Raw genomic sequence first — 21,335 nt, 5'->3', positions numbered from 1 at the left:
GCCTCAGCCGTCCCGCAGCAGGGCCAGGACCGCGGCCTCGTCCACCTCCGGGACCACCTCGGCGCGGCCGATCCCGCGCCACAGCACCAGGCGCAGGCGCCCGGCCACGTTCTTCTTGTCCAGGCGCATGCGCGCCAGCAGCGCTTCCGGCTCCAGCCCGGCCGGGATCCGGGTCGGCAGGCCCAGCGCCTCCAGCAGCCTTGCCAGGCGCGCGGTGTCCTCGTCCGGAGCCATGCCCAGCGCCGCCGACATGCGCGCGGCCAGCACCATGCCGACCGCGACCGCCTCGCCGTGCACCAGCGCCGCGCTGCCGCCGCCGGAATAGCCCTGCTCGGCCTCGATCGCATGGCCGAAGGTGTGGCCCAGGTTGAGCAGGGCGCGCTCGCCCTTCTCCAGCGGATCGCGCTCGACGATCGCCGCCTTGTGCTCGCAGCTGCGGGCGATGGCCTCGGCCAGGGCATGGTCGTCGCCGGCCAGCAGGGCGTCGCGCTGCGCTTCCAGCCACTGGAAGAACAGCGGGTCGCCGAGGGCGCCGTACTTGACCACCTCGGCCAGCCCGGCACGCAGCTCGCGCGGCGGCAGGGTGCGCAGGGCGGCGGTGTCGGCCACCACCGCGCGCGGCGGATGGAAGGCGCCGACCAGGTTCTTGCCCTGCGGGATGTCGACCGCGGTCTTGCCGCCGACCGAGGAGTCGACCATCGACAGCAAGGTGGTCGGCAGCTGCACGCAGTCCACGCCGCGCATCCAGCAGGCCGCGGCGAAGCCGGCCAGGTCGCCGACCACGCCGCCGCCAAGTGCGAACACCGCCGCGTCGCGGGTCGCGCCCAGCGCGGCCAGTGCGTCGAACACGCCGGCGAGCGTGGCGAGGGTCTTGTGCGATTCGCCGGCCGGGATCACGTGGGTGGCGATCGCCAGCTCCGGGCGCGCGGCGCGCAGCGCCGCTTCCACGCCGGCCGCGTACAGCGGCGCGACCTGGCTGTCGCTGACCAGCAGCACGTGGCGGCCGCGCGCGTGCGTGCCCAGCGCCGTGCCGTCCTGCAGCAGGCCCGGGCCGATGCTGATCGCGTAGGGATGGCTGCCGCCGACCTGGACCGTGCGCGCGGCGCTCATGCGGCGACCCCGCTGATGGTCCACGACTCGGCCAGGCGCAGCGCCAGGCGGGTGGCGGCCTCGACCGCGGTGAGGCCGTCGGTGTCCATCACCAGGTCGGCGACTTCGCGGTACAGCGGCTCGCGCGCGGCCGCCAGCCCGCGCAGCACCTGCTCGCGGTCGCCGCGCTGCAGCAGCGGCCGGCTGCGATCGCGCGCCAGCCGCTTGAGCTGCGATTCCACGCCCGCGCACAGGTAGACCACGAAGCCGCGCTCGCGCATCAGCTGGCGGTTGCCGGCGGCGAGCACCGCGCCGCCGCCGGTGGCCACCAGCAGCCCGTTGCCGGCCAGCAGCTCGGCCAGCACCGCGCTTTCGCGCTCGCGGAAGCCGGCTTCGCCGACGTGGTCGAAGATCGCGCTGATGCTGGCGCCGGTGCGCTGTTCCAGGTAGCTGTCGGCGTCGACGAACTGCAGGCCGAAGCGGTCCGCCAGGCGGCGGCCGATCGACGACTTGCCGGCGCCCATCGGGCCGACGAGCACGAGGTTGGGGGCTGGATTCATGGCGACCGATGCTAGCAAAGGCGCTCGGTCACCGCTGAAACGAAGGCGCGCGGCTAGTCCGGGTAGCCGGCCAGTGCCTGCAGTTCCATTGCGATCATCAGGTGCAGTTCGTCCAGGGTGGTATCGAGGCTTTCGCCGTGGCCTGCCAGGTGCCGTGCCAGCAGCGCCGCCAGCAAGTGCCCCATCGTTTCAGGGTCGCGTTTCCAGGCGATCGCGACCGCTTCCGGAAGCAGGCTTTCCCAGTCGTGCACGGGGGGCACGCCTGGCGGGGCCGGCACGGAGTGGGGGCGAGGCCGCGACGCGAGCAGTGCAAGGGCCGAGTCCGTGTCCATGGCGGGAGGATGACTGGGAACTGCGTCGTCGTTCCATGCGAATCCTCGCAAAGGATGTTTGCGCGGCGCGAAGGCGGGGGCGGGGAAGCATTCGTCCATGTGGCTGTCCATTGCTCTGTGCATGCCCCGGGGGAGGGGCGGATCCGGTGTCGTCAGCGTCCGCGCGTGGGCCGCGGCGGGCGCGGGGCCACGCCGGGCGCGGTGGTGCGCACGGCTGCGGTGCCGCGGGCCTGGCTCAGGGGATCAGGCCGTTCTCGCGGGCGTAGGCGTAGATCTCCAGGTCGTTGCGCAGGCCCAGCTTGTTCATCGCGCCGACCTTCTGGTGGCTGATGGTCTTGACGCTGCGGTTGAGGTGGCGGGCGATCTCCGAGACCGTCATGCCCGAGGCGAACAGGCGCAGGACCTCGGTTTCGCGCCGCGACAGCGGCGTCGTGCCGGCGTCGCTGCGCAGGTGCGCGTCCAGGGCGGCGCGCACGCCGGCGCCGACGTAGCGGCGTCCGTTGGCCACCGCGCTGATCGCCACGGTCAGCTCGGACAGCGCGTCGGACTTGTCCAGCAGGCCGCGCACCCCGGTGCCGAGGATCGCCTGCAGCACGTTGCCGTTGTTGGCCATGGTCAGCACCACCACCGGCAGCTGCGGCCAGTGCGCGCGCAGGCGCGAGAGCATGGCCAGGCCGTCGGCACCGTCGCCGCCGGGCATGATGAAGTCGGTCAGCAGCAGGTCGGCCTCGGCCTGGCCGAGGGCCTGGAACAGCGCGCCCGGACTGCCGGCCTCGGCCACGACCTCGGCGCCCGCGCTGGATTCCAGCAGCAGGCGCAGTCCGGCGCGGACCACCGGATGGTCGTCGGCAAGGATGATGCGCAGCTTGTTCATTCGGGGCGGACCTTTCCGTGGTCGTGGCGCCTTCAGCGGCGCGCCGCGAGTGCGGGCCCGGGCGGGCCGAGGCTTTGCAGCAGTTCCTCCAGCCAGCGCACGTGGCGAAGCACCGCTTCGCGCCGCGCGGCCGGCGTGGCCGGCGCCGCCGGGGCGCCTCCCCCGGGCGGTTCGCCGACCAGCCGCAGCGATCCGGAAATGCGGTGCAGCAGTTCGGACTGGGTACGAGTGTCGCCGCGCGCGAGCGCCTGGTCCAGAGCCTCCAGGTCGGCGCGGCAGGTTTCCAGCAGCCCGTGCAGGATCTCGCGCACCTGGCGCACCGAGCCGAACGCGTCCATCAGCAGCGCCAGCTGGCGGTAGGCCGCGCTGCCGACGGCCGGCTGCGGCTCGGCCGCCGGTTCGGCCGGGACCGGGGCCACGTGCAGGTGGCGCGCCAGCTTCAGTTCCAGTTCGTGCAGCTGCACCGGCTTGGCCAGGAAATCGTCCATCCCGGCCTCCATGCACTTGCCCACGTGCCCGGGCAGGACGCTGGCGGACAGGGCGATGACCGGGATCCGCGCCAGGCCGCGCTCGCGCTCGTCCTGGCGCAACTGCCGGACCAGGGCGTAGCCGTCCACTTCCGGCATGTGGCAATCGGTGATCAGCAGGTCGTAGTGCCGCGCCGCCAGCGCCTCCAGCGCCGCGCGGCCGTCGTCGACCACCTCGTGCGGGTAGCCCAGGCGCTGCAGCTGGCGCGAGATCACCGCGCGGTTGATCGGGTGGTCCTCGGCAACCAGGATGCGCACCGCCGCCCGGCTCACCGGCGCGACCCCGGCCGCTTCCGGCTCCGGCAGCGCCAGCGCGGCGCGGCAGGCGCGTTCCAGGTTGCGCGACAGCAGCGGCGCCACCGGCAGCACCACGCAGCCTTCCGGGGCATTTGCCGGCTCGCGCGGATCCTGCAGGCAGACATGGGCCACGCCCGGCGGCAGGCGTCCGTCGCGTACCAGCGGCGCGTCGACCAGGAACAGGTCGGCATCGCCGGCATGCAGCTGCTCCACGCCCGAAGGGGTGGCCTCCAGCGGCTGCAGGCCCAGCGCGGCCAGGCCCTGGGCCAGGGCGTGGCCGGTGCGCGGATCGCGGGTGCAGGCCAGCGCCACCCGCCCGCTCAGCTCGGGCAGCGGCATGCGCGGGCGTTCCACCGGCAGTTCCAGTTCCAGGCAGGCCAGCCCGCCTTCGCCCTCGACCCGCGACAGCAGCAGTTCGCCGCGCATCAGCCGGACCAGGTGGTGGCAGATCGCCAGGCCCAGCGCCAGGCCGCCGGGACGCGCGGTGTCATCGCGGCGCGGAGCGCCGGTGGCGGGCATCGGCAGCGCGCCACCGCCATCGCCGGAGTCGGATACCGACAGGCGCAGGCGCTGGACGTCGCCGGCATCGGCCAGCACTTCGGCCTGCAGCTCCACCTGGCCGCCGCCGCTGGCGCGCACTGCGCTGGCCAGCAGGTAGGCCAATACCTGGCGCAGGCGCCCGGCGTCGCCGCGGTAGGCCGCGGCCAGGCGGCGGTCGGCGCTGGCATGCAGGCGCAGGCCCTTCTCGGCGGCGGGCGCGGCGGCCGCGGCGACCACGTCGTCCAGCAGGTCGCGCAGGTCGAACGTGCCCTGGTCCAGCTGCAGCTCGCCGGCCTGCAGGCGGGAGAAATCGAGGATGTCGCCCATGATCTCCAGCAGGCTTTCCACCGATTCCTCGAGCATGCCCAGCATGTGCACCTGCTCCTGGTTGAGCGGGGTGTGCGCGAGCAGTTCGACGATGCCCAGGGCGCCGGCGATCGGCGTGCGGATCTCGTGGCTGACCAGCGACAGGAAGGTGCCGGCGGTATGGGTGGCGGCCTCGGTGGCGCGGCGTGCCTCGTACAGGTCGGTGACGTCGGCCAGGGTGCCCAGCAGCGCGCTGACGCCGTGGCGGCCGCGCACCGGGTGCAGGCGCAGGCGCAGCTTGCGCGCCGCGTCGGGGCCGCTGTGGTCGATCTCGCAGGCGACCGGCTCGCCGGACTGGTGCAGGCGGCTCTCGGCCTGCATCAGCACCTCCGCGTCCTTGCCGTGCACCTGCCGCGAGGTGGCCAGGGTGCGGCCGAGCACGTCCTCGCGCCGGCAGTGGTAGTGGGCTTCGAAGGCCTGGTTCACGGCCAGGTAGCGACCGTCGCCATCCTTGAGGAAAGCCACGCAGGGCACGGCCTCCAGCAGCGCGGTCGCGTCCGGCAGTCCCGGCAGGCGCTGGCGCTGGCGGCGCCAGGCCAGCCAGCCGAGGGTCGCCAGCACGCCGGCAAGCAGGCCGGCGAGGACGCAGCCAAGGGCGAGGATGGGGGTATTGCCGGACGCCGTTGCCGCCAGCACCGGGCCGGGCATCAGGGCGGTGCCGGCGAGGGCCAGGCGGCAGCTGCGGGGAAAAGGCGTCCGGGCCCTCGGGCCCGGACGGGCCGCCATCGTGGATGCCCCGGGGGAGTGGGCGTTTCCGGCAGGGGGCGGCCAGGACAGTGGGGACGCGGGACGGCACGACGGACAGCCGGCACCGTGGCGCCCGACGGGCTGGCCCAGCTCCGTGCTACCGCTCCGTTCCCCCATGGGGCAGGAATGTCCCGCGCCCCGCGCATACGCGACCATCAGACGAATCCGAAATTGGACAGGCCGCCCGGTGGCCAATCTACGCTGCCGGCGCGGGCGCATCCTTAACGCGGCGGGCGTGGTCGAGCCGGAGCACCGCGTCGGCCAGGCCGGGCAGGGTGCGCAGGGCCTGGCGGCTGACCCGCTCGTAGTGCTGGACGAAGCGCTCCAGCGCCGGGCGGTCCATGCCGCGGCGGCCGCTGGCGGCCTGCAGCGCCTGTTCCTGCTGCCAGCGCCACGCGTACACGGCCTGGAAGTCCGGCGGCTGCAGGAACCACAGCCGGTCCAGCCGCGCCCACAGCGCCGGGTAGTCGCGTGCCAGCGCGGTGTTGCAGTAGCGGCGCCAGGTGCCGTCCGGGTCCTCGCGCGCCTCCAGCGCGTTGACCGGCTCCACCAGCGCGGCGTTGTCCTCGGCGGGCACGCCCAGGCACCAGCCCTCCAACACCAGCAGGTCCAGCGGTCGTTGCGGGCGCGGCCAGCGCTCCGCCGGCAGGCGGTCGTCGGCCAGCTTGTCGAAGCGCGGCAGCGGCACCGTGCGACCGGCGCGCAGGGCGTCGATCGTGGCCAGCGCCAGGGCCAGGTCGTGGGTGCCGGGCGGGCCGCGGGTGGCCAGCAGCGGGTGTACCCCAGCCGCCAGGCGCTGGCGCGCGGCGCGGTCCAGGTAGACGTCGTCCAGCGACAGGCAGGCGGCGGACAGCCCGGCGGCGGCGGCCTCCGCCACCACCTGCGCGGCCAGGGTGGACTTGCCGCTGCCCTGCAGGCCGCTGATCCCCAGCACCTGCAGGCCCGGGCGCGCGGGCACCGAGGCCAGCACGGCGCGGACCAGGGCTGCGGGGAAGCCTGCGGTGTGCGCGTCGCTGTCCATGGCGCCACAATACCGGCCCCTGCCGCGCATGGAGCCGCCATGACCGATCCGCTGTACGCCGAGGCCCTGCAGACCTTCGGACAACTGCTGGAGGAGGCGCGCGCCAGCGGCATGGCCGATCCCAATGCGATGACCGTGGCCACCGCCGACGCCCAGGGCCGGCCCCACGCGCGCACGGTGCTGCTCAAGGCCCACGACGAGCGTGGCTTCGTGTTCTACACCCACCTGGACAGCCCCAAGGGCCGCGACCTGCGCGCCAACCCGCACGCCGCGCTGCTGTTCCTGTGGCGGCACCTGCGCGAGGCGGGCGTGCAGGTGCGCATCGAAGGCGAGGTCGGCCAGGTGGACGCCGCCGAGGCCGATGCCTATTTCGCCAGCCGCCCGCGCATGAGCCAGCTTGGCGCCTGGGCTTCGCGGCAGTCGCAGACCCTGGGCTCGCGCGCCGAGTTCGAGGCCGCGCTGGCCGAGGCCGAGGCGCGCTTCCGCGACGGCCCGGTGCCGCGCCCGCCGGGCTGGAGCGGGTTCCGGGTGGTGCCGCGTTCGTTCGAGTTCTGGTACGGCGCCGGCTTCCGCCTGCACGAGCGCTGGAGCTACGAGCGCGGCGGGGACGGCGCCTGGTCCAAGCGGATGCTGCAGCCATGAACCTGCAGCTGCGCGTGCGCCCGCCGCGCAAGGCCGACCTGCCGGCCTGGGCGGGGATGCGCGCCGCGCTGTGGCCGGAGGTGGACCCGGAACTGCTGGCCAGCGAGGCCTCCGACCTGCTGCACGCGGCCGACGGCGGGATGTTCGTGGCCGAGGTCGGCGGCGAACTGGTGGGCCTGGCCGAGGCCTCGCTGCGGCACGACTACGTCAACGGCACCACCAGTTCACCGGTGGGCTTCCTCGAGGCCTGGTACGTGGCGCCGGCCTGGCGTGGCCGTGGCGTGGGCCGCGCCCTGCTGCGCGCGGTGGAAGGCTGGACGCGCGCGCTGGGCTGCACCGAGCTGGCTTCCGACGCGCTGCTGGACAACACCGCCAGCCACGCCGCACACCGCGCCTGCGGCTTCGTCGAGACCGAGCGGGTGGTGTACTTCCGCAAGCGGGTGGGGTGATGGGGCCGCGCCGCATCGTCTGCCTCACCGAGGAGCCGACGGAGACCCTTTACGCGCTGGGCGAGCAGGACCGCATCGTCGGCATCAGCGGCTTCACCGTGCGCCCGCCGCAGGCGCGGCGCGAGAAGCCCAAGGTCAGCGCATTCACCAGCGCCAGGGTCGAGGCGATCCTGGCGCTCAGGCCGGATCTTGCGATCGGCTTCTCCGACATCCAGGCCGACATCGCCGCCGAGCTGGTGCGGCGTGGCGTGGAAGTCTGGATCGCCAACCACCGCAGCGTCGACGGCATCCTCGACTACATCCGCCGCCTCGGTGCCCTGGTCGGTGCCGCGGCAAAGGCCGACGCCTGGGCCGGCGAGCTGCGGCGCGGCCTGGATGCGGCGCGCGAACGCGCGCAGCAGCGGGGCGTGCGGCCGCGCGTCTACTTCGAGGAATGGGACGAGCCGCTGATCACCGGCATCCAGTGGGTGGCGGAGCTGGTGCGCATCGCCGGCGGCGAGGACGTCTTCCCGGAGCTGTCCGCGCAGCCGCTGGCGCGCGACCGCATCCTGGCCGATCCGGCGGTGGTGGTGGCGCGCGCGCCGGACATCATCCTCGGCTCCTGGTGCGGCAAGAAGTTCCGTCCGGACAAGGTCGCCGCGCGCCCGGGCTGGGATGCGATCCCGGCGGTGCGCGACGGCGAGCTGCACGAGATCCGCTCGCCGCTGGTCCTGCAGCCGGGGCCGGCTGCGCTGACCGATGGCCTGGCGGCGATCGAGGCAGTGCTCGATGCCTGGGCGCGGCGCTGCGCCGGCTGAGCCTCAGCCGCGCTCCAGTGCGGCGGCAGTGGCCGCCATGCGCGGGCCCAGCCAGCAGTAGGAACCGACCGGGGTCAGTCCGGCCTGCTGGAACTTCCTGCGGTACCAGCTGGCCTTGCGCGGCTGGAAGCCTTCGGTATCGCCCTCGAATTCGTCCTCGGCGGTGAACGCCTCGAGGAAGGCCACGCCGCCGCACAGCTCGGCCAGGCCGGGCAGGCCCCGGCCGAGCTCGCGCGTGGGCAGGTAGTGGATCACGTCCGCGCACACCAGCAGGTCCACCGGCGCGCACGGGCGCAGCCATTCGAAATCGCCGAAGCGGGCCAGGTGCAGGTTGCGGCGTGCGCCGTGGCGGGCGACGGCGTACTCGCTGGAATCGAAGCCCAGGTAGCTGGCCTTCGGCCGCAGCTTCAGCAGCGGCGCGCGCCAGGCGCCTTCGCCGCAGCCGATGTCCAGCACCGTGCGGATGGGGCGCTCCAGGTAGTACTCGGCAGTGGCCACCGCCAGCGCCACCTTGCGCTCGAGCCGGCGCGGGTCCTGGATGTGGTGCTGCCGGTACCAGCGGTCGAAGTAGGCGCGGTCGTAGGTCTTGGTCATGGGTTCGGGAGCGTGGCGGGGAGGGGCGCAGGCGGAATCCGAAGCGACGGGACCGGGCGTGGCAGTCGCCGTCGCCGCTTGCGCCAGGCGCCGCAGTTTAGGGGTTCCGGTCCCGCGACACCCGCCGATGGCAGGTCCGGCGGCTTCCGGCAGGCGGATCCCCGGCAAGGCCGGAGCCGATATGCCGCGCCACGCACCGGGTTCGACGCCGCGCGCGCGATGGCCGACAATCCGCGCATCCCAACCGCAGGTGACGCGCATGTATTCGGCCTATCTCTGGGTGAAGTCCTTCCACATCCTGTTCGTGGTGGCCTGGATGTCGTCGGTGTTCTACCTGCCGCGGATCCTGGTCAACGTGGCCGAGGCCGGCGACCAGGCGGCGGTGCGCGCGCGCCTGCTGCTGATGGGGCGCCGCCTGTACCGCTTCGGCCACAACATGTTCGGGCTGGCCTTCGTCGCCGGCCTGGTGCTGTGGCTGGGCCACCGCGTGGTCGGCGGCTTCCCCACCATGGTCGGTTCGCCGGCCGGCTGGCTGCACGCCAAGCTGGCCCTGGTCGTGCTGCTGGTGGTCTATTACGTGCTCACCGGGCGCTGGCTGAAGAACGCCGCCGCCGGCAAGCCGCTGGCCTCGGCGCGCGCGCTGCGGGTGTTCAACGAACTGCCGGTGCTGGTGCTGCTGGCCATCGTCTGGCTGGTGCTGGCCAAGCCGTTCTGAGCCGGTCCCGGACCGGACACCCGCAAAGCAGGCGGGCCGCTTCGCAGGAAGCGGCCCGTCGCGTTTTCCGGCTCAGTCCTTGCGGCGGAACTGCTCCGGCTGCGGCAGTTCCACCGGCACGCCGTTGGCGTCGCAGGTGCCGGCGGCGCACAGGCGCTCGCGCAGCTTCGGGGTGGCCTGCACGATCAGGTGGAAGATCGTGTTCTGCTCGAGGGTGCCGCGCACCGCCTCGCTGCCCGGGCCGCGTGCCCAGATGCCTACGTCTTCGCCGCCGTGCGATTCGGACTTCAGCGGCACCAGCGCCTCCTGCATGTAGTCCGGATGGGTGGTGTCGACCTGGGTCAGGTCGGGGCGGCCCTGCGCCGGCTGCGAGGACGAGGGGTTGTGCGGATAGGTCTTCGGACCGGCCGGCTGGCGGTTGCTGGCGCCGGTGTGGCCGGGGCCGTTGGCATAGCTGAGGGTGGTGTAGGGCAGGCCGGTGTTGTCCAGGGCGTAGGCGCCGGGCTTGCCGTCCTCGCCGGGCGCGTCGCGGACCTTGTCGAGGATCGGGTTGCCGCGGGCCGGGTAGCCGACGAAGTTCAGCGAGTGCGAATGGTCGGCGGTGACCAGGATCAGGGTGTCCTCGGGCGAGGTCATTTCCGCAGCCACGCGCACGGCCTCGGACAGGGCCACGGTCTCGTCCAGGGCGCGGAAGGCGTTGCCGTGGTGGTTGGCGTGGTCGATGCGCGCGCCCTCGACCATCAGCACGAAGCCGCCCGGCTCGCGCGACAGGCGCCGGATCGCCTCGGCGGTCAGCTCGGCCAGGGTGGGCTCGGCGGCGCGGTCCTTCTCGTGCTCGAACTGCATGTGGTCGTGCTCGAACAGGCCCAGCACCGCCGGGGCGTCGGCCGCGGCCTGCAGCTGCTGCCGGTTCCACACGTACACGCCGCCGGGGTGGGCGGCCTTCCATTCGGCGACCAGGTCGCGGCCGTCGCGGCGCAGGCCGGTCTTGTCCGGATATTCGGGGTCGGGCGTGCCGGCCGGCAGGAACTGGCCGCGGCCGCCGCCGAGCATCACCTTCGGGCCGGGGCCGTACGGGGTGGAGACCATCTGCCGGGCGATGTCGATGCAGCCCTGGGCATGGGCCTCGGCCGGCATGGCCGCGTCGTTTTCCCAGTTGCGGTCGGGCGCGTGCGCCCAGGTCGCGGCCGGGGTGGCGTGGGTCAGGCGCGCGGTGCTGACGATGCCGGTGGCCATGCCCGCGGCGTCGGCCAGGTGCAGCCAGGTCAGGCGCTGCTTGCCGAGGCTGTCGGCGCAGTCGTTGCGCTTGCCGGCGGACACGCCGATCGCGCCCATGTGGGTCTTCACGCCGGTGGTGATGGCGGTCATGGTGCCGGCCGAGTCCGGCGTCTGCGCGTCGACGTTGTAGGTCTTGCTGAAGGCGGTGTGCGGGAAACGCTCCCAGCTCAGCAGGTTCTCCTCGCCCGGGCCGCCCTTGCGCTGGCCCTCGAGGATGCGCGCGGCGGCCACCGTGGTCAGGCTCATGCCGTCGCCGAGGAACAGGATGACGTTCTTCGCCTTGCCCGACATGGCGCCATTGGCCGCGGCGGCCGCGGCGCCGTTGCGGTACCACCACTGCGGGGTCTCGCCATCGGGATGGGCGATGGCCGGAACCTGCACCCGCGGTGCGCTGGCCGGCGCAGGAGCCGTGGGCGGGGTGCTGGCGCAGGCGGCGGGCAGCAGGGCGGAGAGCAGGGCCAGGGGCAGGGCGCGGGTATGACGGGGCATTGCGGGTCCGGAATCGGCGCAGGTGGCCGCGCCAGGTCCGCGCTGGCGCGCGGCCACGGCCACGGTGCGTGCGTGGTGGGTGGGGCGCGCATTATCGGACGTTGCCAATGTCGTGCCTATGACATATCGGCGTTCCAGTGGCAGCATCGCCAGCCCGGTTGCATCCGGGTATCGTTCCGCCATTGCAGCATCCCGGATTGCAGATGAACCTGGTCAAGGCCTGGCTGGCCATTCCCTTCTGGCAGCGCGTGCTTGGCGGCTTCGTGCTCGGCGCCCTGGCCGGCTGGCTGCTGGGCCCGGCGGCGCAGACCTGGCTGGGCCCGCTGGGCACGGTCTACGTCAACCTGATCCGCATGATCGCGGTGCCGCTGGTGCTGTTCGCGGTGGTCAACGCGGTGGCCTCGCTGCACGGCCAGAAGTCGGTGGCGGCGCTGGGGGGGCGCACCTTCGCGTGGTTCGCCGCCACCGCGGCGCTGGCGGTGTGCGTGGGCCTGGCGGTGGGCCTGGTGCTCAAGCCCGGCACCGGGCTCAGCGGGCTGGAGATGCCCGCCGACTACACCCCGCGCGAGGTGCCGACCCCGGTGCAGGTGCTGCTGGACGTGGTCCCGACCAACCCGTTCAAGGCCCTGGCCGAGGGCAAGATCCTGCAGGTGATCTTCTTCGCCGGCCTGCTGGGCTTCGCCCTGGTCAAGCTGGGCGAGAAGACCGCGCGCCTGCGCGCGCTGGTGGGCGAGGCCAGCGACGCCATGGTCCAGGTCACCCGCTTCGTGCTGGAGATGACCCCGCTGGGTACCTTCGGCCTGATCGCCGGACTGGTCGGCAGCTACGGGTTCGAGAAGCTGCTGCCGCTGGGCACCTTCGTGTTCGCCCTGTACCTGGCCTGCGCCCTGCACATCGTGCTGGGCTACGGCGGTCTGCTGCTGGCGCATGGACTCAATCCGCTGAAGTTCTTCCGCGGCGCGGCCGCGGGCATGCAGGTGGCCTTCGTCAGTTCCTCCAGCTTCGCCTCGATGCCGGTGGCGATGCGCTGCGCCACCCACAACCTGGGCGTGGACAAGGACTACGCCGCCTTCGCCGTGCCGCTGGGCGCGAGCATCAAGATGGACGGCTGCGGCGCGATCTACCCGGCCCTGACCAGCGTGTTCGTGGCCCAGTACTTCGGCCTGGACCTGAGCGCCAACCAGTACTTCGTGATCCTGCTGGCCTCGGTGCTGGGCAGCTTCGGCACCGCCGGGGTGCCGGGCACGGCGATCGTGATGGTGACCCTGGTGCTCAGCGCCGCCGGGCTGCCGCTGGAGGGCATCGCCCTGCTTGTGGCGATCGACCGGGTGCTGGACATGATGCGGACGATGACCAACGTCACCGGGCAGATGCTGGTGCCGGTGCTGGTGGCCAAGGAAACCGGGCTGCTGGACCGCCAGGTGTACGAACGGGCTTCCAGCAACGTCGGGATCGAGCCCACCGATGTGCGCGACTAGCGCCCCGGGCCTGGCGGCGCTACCGGCGCAGGCCGGGGATTGGTGCCGGGCGGTACCTGGCGCGCGCCAGGGCGGAACGGGTCCGGAAACGGCGAAGGCCGCCTTGCGGCGGCCTTCGCTGGAACGGCGGTGCGGGATGGGTCAGATCTCGACCCGGCGCGCCTGCACGAAGCGGCTGCCCCAGTAGCCGGAGGCCAGGCTGTCCACGCGCACGTCCTTGCCGCGGCTGGGCGCATGCAGGAACTGGCCGCTGCCGACGTAGATGCCGACGTGGTTGATGCGGCCGCGGGCGCCGAAGAACACCAGGTCGCCGGGGTTCAGTTCGTCGCGGCTGCGGATCAGCTTGCCGTCGGAGCGGGTCGCCATGTCGCGCGAGGCGCGCGGCAGTTCGATGCCCAGGGCGTTGCGGAACACGTAGCTGACCAGGCCGCTGCAGTCGAAGCCGTCCGGGCCGGAGCCGCCCCAGCGGTACGGGGTCCCCAGCAGGCCCATGGCCGCCTTGACCACCTGCTCCAGCTTGCCGCCGGCCTGTTCGCCCTCCTGGTTGAGCAGGCGGTTGACGTCGCCGGCGAAATTCGCCGAACGGTCCAGCAGCATGCCGTCGTTGCGCGACAGGTGGGGCAGCAGCACCGCCAGGGTGGCGCTGGCCGCGGCGTCGGCCTTGCCGCGCAGGCCGCCGGCCTGCGGCGCGGCCGCCGCGGCAGGCACCGCCGCCGTGGCCGGTACGGCCTGGGGCACGGGGGCGGGCACTTCCAGGATCGTGGCCGGGGCCAGCGGCTCCGGCTCCACCGGCGCCGGCTCGGGCGCGGCCATGGCCGGCGCGACCGGCAGGACGGTGCACAGCAGGAACAGCAGGCGCGCGCGGGAGCGGGCCTGGGTGGCGGCAGGAGTGCGCAGGGCGCGGGCTTCGGTCGTCACGCGGTCGTTACGAAAAAAGGACCGGGGGATGATGCCGGCTTCACGCCGGGTTGATGTTCACAAAAAGTTAAAATCCCGTGAATCGTTCCAATAGGCGTCACGTTTCAACGCAACACCCGCCGCGCACCGCTGTAGTGGTCGCGCCAGTAGTAGCCGTCCAGGTGGTCCAGGCGGACGGTGCCGCCGCTGGTGGGGGCGTGGACGAAGCGGCCTTCGCCGACGTAGATGCCCACGTGGTTGACCTGGCGCCCGCTGCCGAAGAACACCAGGTCGCCGGCGGCCAGCTTTTCCGGGGCGATCCGCGGGCCCTGGACCTGGGCCAGTTCGCGCGAGGTACGCGGCAGGCGCAGGTCCAGCATGTCGCGGTAGACGTAGTTGACCAGCCCGCTGCAGTCGAAACCGCTCTCCGGGGTGTTGCCACCGTAGCGGTACGGGGTGCCGACCAGGCTCAGGGCGCGCAGGACCACGGCATTGGCCGCCGCCGGGTTGGCCGGGGCGACCTGCGGCCAGTGGCGGGTCTGCACCGGGGCCTGGGCGGAAGGGCGGGTGGTCTTGCCGCCGCCGCAGCCGGCGGCAAGCAGCACCACCGCCGCCAGGGCACCCCATGCCACGGCTGGCAACGAGGGGATGGGGACGGGATAATGCGGGGCTTTCCTCACGGCGGCCATCATGGCCGCGGTTCCCGCGGCCGGCAAGCCGCCCACCCCTGCTGCCGCCGGCAGCCATTCCCGAGTTCCGCATGAAGATCGAAAAAGACCGCGTCGTCCGTTTCCACTACACCGTCTCCGAGGTCGGCCAGGAGCCGCTGGAGAGCTCGAAGGAGCGTGAGCCGATCGCGATCCTCATCGGGCACGGCAACATCATCCCCGGCCTGGAGCAGGCGATGATGGACAAGCAGGCCGGCGACAGCTTCAGCGTCGACGTCCCGGCGGCCGAGGCCTACGGCGAGCGCCGCGAGGGCCTGACCCAGCGCATCCCGAAGAAGCACTTCGGCAATACCAGGCTGGCCCCGGGCATGCAGGTGGTGCTGCAGACCAACTTCGGCCCGCGCGCGGTGACCGTGCACAAGGTCGGCCACAGCGTGGTGGACGTGGACCTCAACCACCCGATGGCGGGCAAGGACCTGCACTTCGACGTGGAGATCGTCGAGGTGCGCGAGGCCAGCGCCGAGGAGGTCGAGCACGGGCACGTGCACGGCGACGGCGGCCACCACCACTAAGCGCCACATGCAAACGGCCCGCTCACGCGGGCCGTTTCGTTTGCCGCGCCGGCCGGGCCGCAGGGGTCAGGCCAGCGCCAGGTCGCCGGGCTGGACGGCCTCGGCCGGGGCCGGGACCTGTTCGCCGGCCGCCTGCCGCACCGGCGCGAAGCTGCGGCGGTGGTGCACGCAGGGGCCGTGGCTGGCCAGCGCCGCCAGGTGCGCGGGGGTGGCGTAGCCCTTGTGCTCGTGGAAGCCGTAGACCGGGAATTCCTCGTGCAGCTGGCACATCAGCCGGTCGCGGCTGACCTTGGCCAGGATCGAGGCGGCCATGATCGCCGGCTCCAGGGCGTCGCCGCCGACGATCGCCTCGGCCATGCACGGCAGCGAGCGCGGCAGCATGTTGCCGTCGATCCGCGCCAGCTGGGCGTGTTCGCCCAGCGCCAGCACGCAGCGGCGCATGCCCTCCAGGGTCGCCTGCAGGATGTTCAGGCGGTCGATCTCCTCGACCGGGACCAGCTCCACGTGCCAGGCCAGGGCGCGCTCGACGATGCGCGGGTACAGGTCCTCGCGCTGGGCGTGGCTGAGCTTCTTGGAATCGTCCAGGCCGCGGATGCGCCGGCGCGGATCCAGCACCACCGCGGCCACCGCCACCGGGCCGGCCAGCGGGCCGCGCCCGGCCTCGTCCACGCCGGCCACGCGCAGCTGCCTGCGGTCGATCGGGAACAGCCCGCCGTCGGCCCCCTCGGGCATGAAGCTGCGGGCCACGCGCAGGGCGCGCCGGCTCATGCCGCGCCCCCGTGGCCGCCGAGCAGCTCGGCGATGGCGTCGGCCGCCGAGGCCGAGGCATCGCGGCGCAATTCCCGGTGCAGGCGTTCGTACTCCGGCAGCAGCGCCTGGATCGCGTCCGGCTGGTTGAACCAGTGCAGCACCGCCGCCGCCAGCGCGTCGGGGGTGCAGTCGTCCTGCATCAGTTCCGGGGCCAGGTCCTTGCCCGCCAGCACGTTGGGCAGGGCGTAGCGCTCGACCTTGAGCAGGCCCAGCGCCTTGACGATGCGGTAGGTCAGCGGCGAGACGCGATAGCCGACCACCATTGGCCGCTTGGACAGCATGGCCTCCAGGGTGGCGGTGCCGGAGGCCAGCAGGACCACGTCGGCGGCGGCGAGCACGTCGCGCGCGCGGCCGTCGAACAGGTGGGTGTGGCTGGAGCGCAGCGGCGAGCGCCGCAGCTGCTGCTGGAGCAGTTCGCGGCCGGCGGCGTTGGCGGCCGGGATCGCCACGTGCAGCGGCTTGAGCACCTCGCTGACCTGCCAGGCCGCGCGCAGGAAGGTGTCGCCCAGGCGGCCGATCTCCCCGAGGCGGCTGCCCGGCAGCACCGCCAGTACCGGCGCGTCCACTGGCAGGCCCAGGCGCGCGCGGGCGCCGGCACGGTCCGGGTGCAGCGGCATGGCGTCGGCCATCGGGTGGCCGACGAAGCGCGCGTCCACGCCATGGCGGGCGTAGATCGCCGGCTCCATCGGGAACAGGCACAGCACGCGGTCGGCGCTGGCGCCGATCTTCCCGGCGCGCTTCTCGCGCCAGGCCCAGACCGAGGGGCTGACGTAGTGCACGGCCGGTACGCCGCGCTGGCGGAACCAGCGCTCCAGGCCGAGGTTGAAGTCCGGGGCGTCGATGCCCACGACCACGTCCGGGCCCCAGGCCAGGCCGCGGCTGCGCAGCTCGCCACGCAGCTTCAGCAGCCGCGGCAGGTGGCGCAGCACCTCGGCCAGGCCCATCACCGCCAGCTCGCTGGCGTCGTACCAGGTCTCCACGCCGGCGCGGCGCATGGCGTCGCCGCCGATCCCGGCGAACCTGGCGTCCGGGTAGCGCCGGCGCAGGGCCTCGACCAGGCCGGCGCCGAGGCCGTCGCCGGAGGCTTCGCCGGCGACCAGCAGGATCCGCGGGGCCAGGCCGCCGCGGGTGCGGACTGCGGGGGCGGGCGCGGGCATGGCCATCAGCGCAGCAGGGGACGCTCGCCGCCGTCGATGAACTCAAGCAGCTGGCGCACGTCGTCGCTGGCCTGGGCCTGCACGCCGAGCTGCTCGCGGGCCTCGGCCAGCGGCAGCCCGGCCACGTACAGGGTGCGGTAGGCGCGCTTGATCGCGGCGATGCGCTCGGGCGCGAAGCCACGGCGCTTGAGGCCCTCGCTGTTGATGCCGCGCGGGCGCCCCAGCGAGTTGCCGCCGACCATGGTGAACGGCGGCACGTCGCCGTTGACCAGCGCGCCCATGCCGAGGAAGGCGTGGTCGCCGATGCGGCAGAACTGGTGGGCACCGGCGAAGCCGCTGATGATCACCCAGTCGCCCACGGTGACGTGGCCGGCCAGGGTGGTGTTGTTGGAGAACACGCAGTTGTTGCCGACGATGCAGTCGTGGGCGACGTGGCTGTAGGCCAGCAGCCAGTTGTCGTTGCCGATGCGGGTGACGCCGCCGCCGCCGCCGGTGCCGCGGTTGACGGTGACGAACTCGCGGAACACGTTGCGGTCGCCGATCACCAGCTCGGTGCGCTCGCCGGCGAACTTCTTGTCCTGCGGTTCGCCGCCGATCGCGCAATGGCCGATGAAGCGGTTCTCGCGGCCGATCCGGGTGGGCCCGGTGAAGCTGCAGTGCGGGCCGATCTGGCAGCCGTCGCCGATTTCGACCTCCGGGCCGATCACGGTGTAGGCGCCGACGCTGACGCCCTCGCCCAGGCGGGCGGAGGGATCGATCACGGCGGTGGGATGGATCCGGGCCTTGTCGTTCATGGAAGTTTCCTGGTCACTCGCGGGTGCCGGCGCACAGCACCTCGGCGCATGCGACTACCTCGCCGTCGACCTTGGCTTCGCCGTAGTACACGGCCATGTTGCGGATCACGCGCTTGACGCACACGTGCAGCTCCAGCACGTCGCCGGGCACCACCTGCTTGCTGAAGCGGGCGTTCTCGACCTTGACCATGTAGAACAGCTTGGACTGCGCGTCGCGGCCCATGGACAGCTGGGTCAGCACGCCGCCGGCCTGGGCCAGGGCCTCGATGATCAGCACGCCGGGCATGATCGGCTGGCCCGGGAAGTGGCCCTGGAAGTAGGGCTCGTTGATCGAGACGTTCTTGCGGCAGACGATGCGCTTGCCCTCGATGTCCAGCTCGTCGACCCGGTCGACCAGGAGGAACGGATAGCGGTGCGGAATCAGCGTCCGGATGGTGGTGACGTCGATGGGCAACTGCACGGTTTCGTTCATTCGGGGCTTCCCTGGGAGGAGGCGATGACGCGGCGCGCCAGCGCGTCCAGTTGCTTGAACCGGGCGGCGTTCTTCCGCCAGGTGCGGTTGTCGGTTAGCGGGGTGCCGGAGGAGTACTCGCCCGGCTCGCGAATGGAATGGGTGACCAGCGACATGGCCGTGACCAGCACCTTGTCGGCCACCTCGAGGTGGCCGAGGATGCCGGCGCCGCCGCCGACCAGGCAATAGCGGCCGATCTTCGCGCTGCCGGCCGCGGCCGAGCAGCCGGCCATGGCGGTGTGCGCGCCGATGCGCACGTTGTGGCCGATCTGGACCAGGTTGTCGATGCGCACGTCCTCCTCGAGGACGGTGTCGTCCAGCGCGCCGCGGTCGATGCAGCTGTTGGCGCCGATCTCGCAGTCGTCGCCGACCACCACGCCGCCCAGCTGCGGCACGTTGACCCAGTGGCCGGCGTCCATGGCCAGGCCGAAGCCGGCCGCGCCCAGCACCGCGCCAGGGAGGATGCGCACGCGCTTGCCCAGGCGCACGCGGGTGTACAGCGTCACCCGGGCCTGCAGCTCGCAGCCTTCGCCCAGTTCGCAGTCGTCGCCGATGACGCAGCCGGGGCCGACCACGCAGCCGGCGGCGACCTTCGACCGGGCGCCGATGGAAACGAACGGGCCGATATGCGCGTCCGGCGAGACCTCGGCGGTCGGATCGACCACCGCGCTGGGATGGATGCCGGGCGCGCGCGCCGGCACCCGCTCGAACAGGGCGGAGATGCGGGCGAAGGCCACGTACGGGTCGCGCGCGATCAGCGCGGTGCCGCGTACGTCCCCGGCGTCCTCGGCGCGCACCACCACCACCGCGGCGGCGGTGGTGGCGAGCTGGCCGCGGTAGCGCGGGTTGGCGAGGAAGGCCAGCTGGCCGGGGCCGGCGCTGGCGAGGGTGGCGACGCCGCGCACGGGCGTGGCGCCGTCGCCCTGCAGCTGCAGCGAGAAGCGCTCGGCCAGGGCGGCGGCGGTGAATTCGGGATGGTCCATGGCGCGCATTCTAGCGTCCCCGGCAAGTGCCCCGGCTCCGCCCGGGCTCAGCGCCGCGACAGCAGCACCAGCAGCGCGCCGGTGCCGCCCTGGGCCGGCGGCGCGGAATGGAAGGCCAGCACCTCGCCGCGCTGGCGCAGCAGGCGGTCGACCAGGTTCTTCAGCACCGGCACGCCGCCGGCGCCGCCCTTGCCGTGGACGATGCGCACGCAGCCGAAGCCGGCGTCCAGCGATTCGGCCAGGAAGCGCGCCACCAGCATCTCCGCCTCCAGCGCGCTGGCGCCGTGCAGGTCCAGTTCGTCCTGGGCGGCGAACTGGCCGCGGCGCAGGCGTTGCCAGTCGCGCGCGTTGACCCGCTCGCGGCGGAACGCGCTGGCATCGCCGCGCAACAGCACCGCATCCGGCGACCCGGCGAGCAGTCCGGCCATGCCGCGCGCGTCGCCGCCGTCGTCCTCGCGGCGCACGGCCGGACGCGGCCGCGGCCGTTCCGGCGGCGGCGCGGCGTCGGTCCGCAGCGGGTCCACCTTGCCGACCGCGGCGCGGAACAGGGCGGCATCGTCTTCATCCTCGTGCATTGGCGAAGGGTAGCGCAGCCGCACTGCGAACCGCTGCCGGGCGACGGGCGCGACGCTTCCGGTATCATCGGGTCGTTTTCGAGGAAGCCCATGCGCGTACTGGTTAGCAACGACGATGGCGTCGATGCCCCCGGCATCCACGCCCTGGCCCAGGGGCTGCGCGACGCGGGGCACGAGGTCTATGTGGTGGCGCCCGACCGCGACCGGTCCGGCGCGAGCAATTCGCTCACCCTGGACCTGCCGATCCGGGTCAAGCGGCTCGACCACTACACCTGCTCGGTGGCCGGTACGCCGACCGACTGCGTGCACCTGGCCCTGACCGGCATGTTCGAGTTCGAGCCGGACATCGTGGTCTCCGGGATCAACAACACCGCCAACCTGGGCGACGACGTCATCTATTCCGGCACCGTGTCGGCGGCGATGGAAGGCCGCTTCCTCGGCCTGCCGGCGGTGGCGGTGTCGCTGGACACGCGCAACCACGAGGCGAAGCACTACGAGACCGCGGCGCGCGCGGCGGTGGAGATCGTGGCGCGGCTGAAGGCCGACCCGCTGCCGGCCGACACCATCCTCAACGTCAACGTGCCGGACCTGGCCTGGGACGCGCTGCGCGGCTTCGAGGTCACCCGCCTGGGCAACCGCCACCGCGCCGAGGCCTGCGTGGCCCAGCCCGATCCGCGCGGCCGCACCGTGTACTGGATCGGCCCGGCCGGCCCGGAACAGGACGCCGGCCCTGGCACCGACTTCCACGCCGTGCGCACCGGGCACATCTCGATCACCCCGATCCACGTCGACCTGACCCGCTACCAGGCGCTGGAGAAGGTCGCCGGCTGGGTCGGCGGCCTGACCGCGGCGCTGGCAGGCAACGACCCGGAGGCCTCGGCGTGACCCCGCGCCTGCGCCTGCAGCCGGAGGCCGTCGGGGTCGGCATGACCTCCCAGCGCGTGCGCGACCGCCTGGTCCAGCGCCTGCGCGAGGGCGGCGCCAACGGCGGCATCACCGACGAGAACGTGCTCAACGCGGTGCGCGTGGTGCCGCGCCACCTGTTCGTGGACGAGGCCCTGGCCAGCCGCGCCTACGAGGACACCGCGCTGCCGATCGGCCACGGCCAGACCATCTCCCAGCCCTGGGTGGTGGCGCGCATGACCGAGGCGATCCTGGCGGCGCAGCCGAAGAGGGTGCTGGAGATCGGTACCGGTTCCGGCTACCAGGCGGCGATCCTGGCCGCGCTGGGGCTGGAGGTGTACACGGTCGAGCGCATCGGCGAACTGCTGCGGCAGGCGCGCCGGCGCTTCCGCGCCCTGGGCCTGAACGTGCGCAGCAAGCACGATGACGGCCGGGTGGGCTGGGCCGAGCACGGCCCGTACGATGCGATCCTGGTCACCGCTGCCGCCCCGGCCCTGGTCCAGGCGCTGCTGGACCAGCTGGCGGTAGGCGGCGTCCTGGTGGCGCCGGTGGGTGGCGCCTCGGCGCAGTCGCTGCTGCGGCTGGCCAAGCGGCCGGATGGATCGATCGAAGAACAGACGCTGGCGCCGGTGGTGTTCGTGCCGCTGCTGGCAGGAACCCTGGACTGAGC

24 protein-coding genes are annotated in these 21,335 nt (G+C 73.1%); 8 read left to right on the top strand and 16 right to left on the bottom strand.

The annotated features are described in order from the left end of the window. Positions 1-3: 3 nt before the first annotated feature. The 6 genes from aroB to EIM48_RS01285 all read right to left on the bottom strand — a co-directional run bounded on the left by aroB (position 4) and on the right by EIM48_RS01285 (position 6,353). Positions 4-1,110 carry a 3-dehydroquinate synthase gene (gene aroB, locus EIM48_RS01310; protein WP_125110926.1) on the bottom strand — a complete coding sequence of 369 codons (1,107 nt, stop codon included), beginning with the start codon at positions 1,108-1,110 and terminating at the stop codon, positions 4-6. Next, positions 1,107-1,649 carry a shikimate kinase gene (locus tag EIM48_RS01305; protein ID WP_028915878.1) on the bottom strand — a complete coding sequence of 181 codons (543 nt, stop codon included), beginning with the start codon at positions 1,647-1,649 and terminating at the stop codon, positions 1,107-1,109. The genes aroB and EIM48_RS01305 overlap by 4 nt, the downstream gene beginning before the upstream one ends. 53 nt (positions 1,650-1,702) lie before the next feature. After that, a complete protein-coding gene (locus EIM48_RS01300; RefSeq protein WP_125110925.1) occupies positions 1,703-1,900 on the bottom strand; it encodes a hypothetical protein in 198 nt (65 codons plus the stop codon). Between the two features lie 316 nt (positions 1,901-2,216). Then, positions 2,217-2,855 (bottom strand): response regulator, encoded by a 639-nt coding sequence (locus tag EIM48_RS01295; protein WP_125110924.1) that lies wholly within the window; start codon positions 2,853-2,855, stop codon positions 2,217-2,219. A gap of 32 nt (positions 2,856-2,887) precedes the next feature. Next, positions 2,888-5,233 carry a PAS domain-containing sensor histidine kinase gene (locus EIM48_RS01290; protein WP_125110923.1) on the bottom strand — a complete coding sequence of 782 codons (2,346 nt, stop codon included), beginning with the start codon at positions 5,231-5,233 and terminating at the stop codon, positions 2,888-2,890. A gap of 295 nt (positions 5,234-5,528) precedes the next feature. Beyond that, positions 5,529-6,353: a kinase gene (locus EIM48_RS01285; RefSeq protein WP_125076076.1), complete on the bottom strand. Its 825-nt coding sequence runs from the start codon at positions 6,351-6,353 to the stop codon at positions 5,529-5,531. A 39-nt stretch (positions 6,354-6,392) separates the two neighbouring features. On the opposite strand from EIM48_RS01285, the gene pdxH reads away from it, so the two are divergent. The 3 genes from pdxH to EIM48_RS01270 are packed head-to-tail and all read left to right on the top strand — an operon-like array spanning position 6,393 to position 8,241. Next, positions 6,393-6,995 (top strand): pyridoxamine 5'-phosphate oxidase, encoded by a 603-nt coding sequence (gene pdxH, locus EIM48_RS01280; protein WP_019399851.1) that lies wholly within the window; start codon positions 6,393-6,395, stop codon positions 6,993-6,995. Then, positions 6,992-7,444, top strand: coding sequence for an aminoglycoside 6'-N-acetyltransferase (gene aac(6') / locus EIM48_RS01275; protein WP_028915873.1), 453 nt, complete (start codon positions 6,992-6,994; stop codon positions 7,442-7,444). Before pdxH ends, aac(6') begins: the two co-directional genes overlap by 4 nt. Beyond that, complete coding sequence (locus EIM48_RS01270; RefSeq protein ID WP_019399853.1) at positions 7,444-8,241, top strand: helical backbone metal receptor; 798 nt, start codon at positions 7,444-7,446, stop codon at positions 8,239-8,241. The genes aac(6') and EIM48_RS01270 overlap by 1 nt, the downstream gene beginning before the upstream one ends. A 3-nt stretch (positions 8,242-8,244) precedes the next feature. Here EIM48_RS01270 and EIM48_RS01265 read toward each other — a convergent pair whose 3' ends face one another. After that, positions 8,245-8,835, bottom strand: coding sequence for a class I SAM-dependent methyltransferase (locus EIM48_RS01265; RefSeq protein ID WP_028915872.1), 591 nt, complete (start codon positions 8,833-8,835; stop codon positions 8,245-8,247). A gap of 259 nt (positions 8,836-9,094) precedes the next feature. Between EIM48_RS01265 and EIM48_RS01260 the strand changes: the two genes are divergently transcribed. Next, positions 9,095-9,550, top strand: a complete 456-nt coding sequence (locus tag EIM48_RS01260; protein ID WP_028915871.1) for a CopD family protein — start codon at positions 9,095-9,097, stop codon at positions 9,548-9,550. A 72-nt stretch (positions 9,551-9,622) separates the two neighbouring features. On the opposite strand, the gene EIM48_RS01255 is transcribed toward EIM48_RS01260, so the two are convergent. Next, positions 9,623-11,317, bottom strand: a complete 1,695-nt coding sequence (locus EIM48_RS01255; RefSeq protein WP_125110922.1) for an alkaline phosphatase — start codon at positions 11,315-11,317, stop codon at positions 9,623-9,625. A 203-nt stretch (positions 11,318-11,520) separates the two neighbouring features. Between EIM48_RS01255 and EIM48_RS01250 the strand changes: the two genes are divergently transcribed. Further along, a complete protein-coding gene (locus tag EIM48_RS01250) occupies positions 11,521-12,795 on the top strand; it encodes a dicarboxylate/amino acid:cation symporter (RefSeq protein ID WP_125110921.1) in 1,275 nt (424 codons plus the stop codon). A gap of 141 nt (positions 12,796-12,936) precedes the next feature. Here the strand turns inward: EIM48_RS01250 and EIM48_RS01245 are convergent, their stop codons facing one another. Beyond that, positions 12,937-13,713: a C40 family peptidase gene (locus tag EIM48_RS01245; RefSeq protein ID WP_199728365.1), complete on the bottom strand. Its 777-nt coding sequence runs from the start codon at positions 13,711-13,713 to the stop codon at positions 12,937-12,939. Between the two features lie 104 nt (positions 13,714-13,817). Continuing rightward, positions 13,818-14,408, bottom strand: coding sequence for a C40 family peptidase (locus EIM48_RS01240; protein WP_125110920.1), 591 nt, complete (start codon positions 14,406-14,408; stop codon positions 13,818-13,820). 44 nt (positions 14,409-14,452) lie between these two features. Here EIM48_RS01240 and EIM48_RS01235 point away from each other — a divergent pair, with 44 nt between their 5' ends. Next, entirely contained in the window at positions 14,453-14,932 is a 480-nt protein-coding gene (locus tag EIM48_RS01235) for a peptidylprolyl isomerase (protein ID WP_028915868.1), read from the top strand. A 66-nt stretch (positions 14,933-14,998) separates the two neighbouring features. Here EIM48_RS01235 and EIM48_RS01230 read toward each other — a convergent pair whose 3' ends face one another. From EIM48_RS01230 to EIM48_RS01205, 6 genes are read right to left on the bottom strand one after another with little or no spacing between them, the layout of a single operon-like run. Then, positions 14,999-15,664 carry a ribonuclease HII gene (locus EIM48_RS01230; RefSeq protein ID WP_232211041.1) on the bottom strand — a complete coding sequence of 222 codons (666 nt, stop codon included), beginning with the start codon at positions 15,662-15,664 and terminating at the stop codon, positions 14,999-15,001. A gap of 32 nt (positions 15,665-15,696) precedes the next feature. After that, complete coding sequence (gene lpxB, locus EIM48_RS01225; RefSeq protein WP_232207945.1) at positions 15,697-16,899, bottom strand: lipid-A-disaccharide synthase; 1,203 nt, start codon at positions 16,897-16,899, stop codon at positions 15,697-15,699. Between the two features lie 5 nt (positions 16,900-16,904). After that, positions 16,905-17,693 (bottom strand): acyl-ACP--UDP-N-acetylglucosamine O-acyltransferase, encoded by a 789-nt coding sequence (gene lpxA, locus EIM48_RS01220; RefSeq protein ID WP_019399862.1) that lies wholly within the window; start codon positions 17,691-17,693, stop codon positions 16,905-16,907. A gap of 13 nt (positions 17,694-17,706) precedes the next feature. Further along, a complete protein-coding gene (gene fabZ, locus EIM48_RS01215) occupies positions 17,707-18,165 on the bottom strand; it encodes a 3-hydroxyacyl-ACP dehydratase FabZ (protein WP_019399863.1) in 459 nt (152 codons plus the stop codon). Then, on the bottom strand, positions 18,162-19,187 hold the full coding sequence (gene lpxD / locus EIM48_RS01210; RefSeq protein ID WP_026010778.1) for a UDP-3-O-(3-hydroxymyristoyl)glucosamine N-acyltransferase: 1,026 nt from the start codon (positions 19,185-19,187) through the stop codon (positions 18,162-18,164). The genes fabZ and lpxD overlap by 4 nt, the downstream gene beginning before the upstream one ends. A gap of 47 nt (positions 19,188-19,234) precedes the next feature. Continuing rightward, the gene (locus tag EIM48_RS01205; protein WP_019399865.1) at positions 19,235-19,762 is read right to left on the bottom strand and encodes a Smr/MutS family protein; all 528 of its coding nucleotides are present in this window, start codon (positions 19,760-19,762) and stop codon (positions 19,235-19,237) included. 90 nt (positions 19,763-19,852) lie between these two features. Between EIM48_RS01205 and surE the strand changes: the two genes are divergently transcribed. Beyond that, the gene (surE, locus tag EIM48_RS01200; RefSeq protein WP_019399866.1) at positions 19,853-20,647 is read left to right on the top strand and encodes a 5'/3'-nucleotidase SurE; all 795 of its coding nucleotides are present in this window, start codon (positions 19,853-19,855) and stop codon (positions 20,645-20,647) included. After that, complete coding sequence (locus EIM48_RS01195) at positions 20,644-21,333, top strand: protein-L-isoaspartate(D-aspartate) O-methyltransferase (protein WP_125110919.1); 690 nt, start codon at positions 20,644-20,646, stop codon at positions 21,331-21,333. Before surE ends, EIM48_RS01195 begins: the two co-directional genes overlap by 4 nt. The last annotated feature ends 2 nt before the right edge of the window (positions 21,334-21,335 follow it).

This window comes from Pseudoxanthomonas sp. SGNA-20 (assembly GCF_003931635.1).
Classification (GTDB): domain Bacteria; phylum Pseudomonadota; class Gammaproteobacteria; order Xanthomonadales; family Xanthomonadaceae; genus Pseudoxanthomonas.
This window is presented reverse-complemented; position numbering and strand designations above follow the sequence as displayed.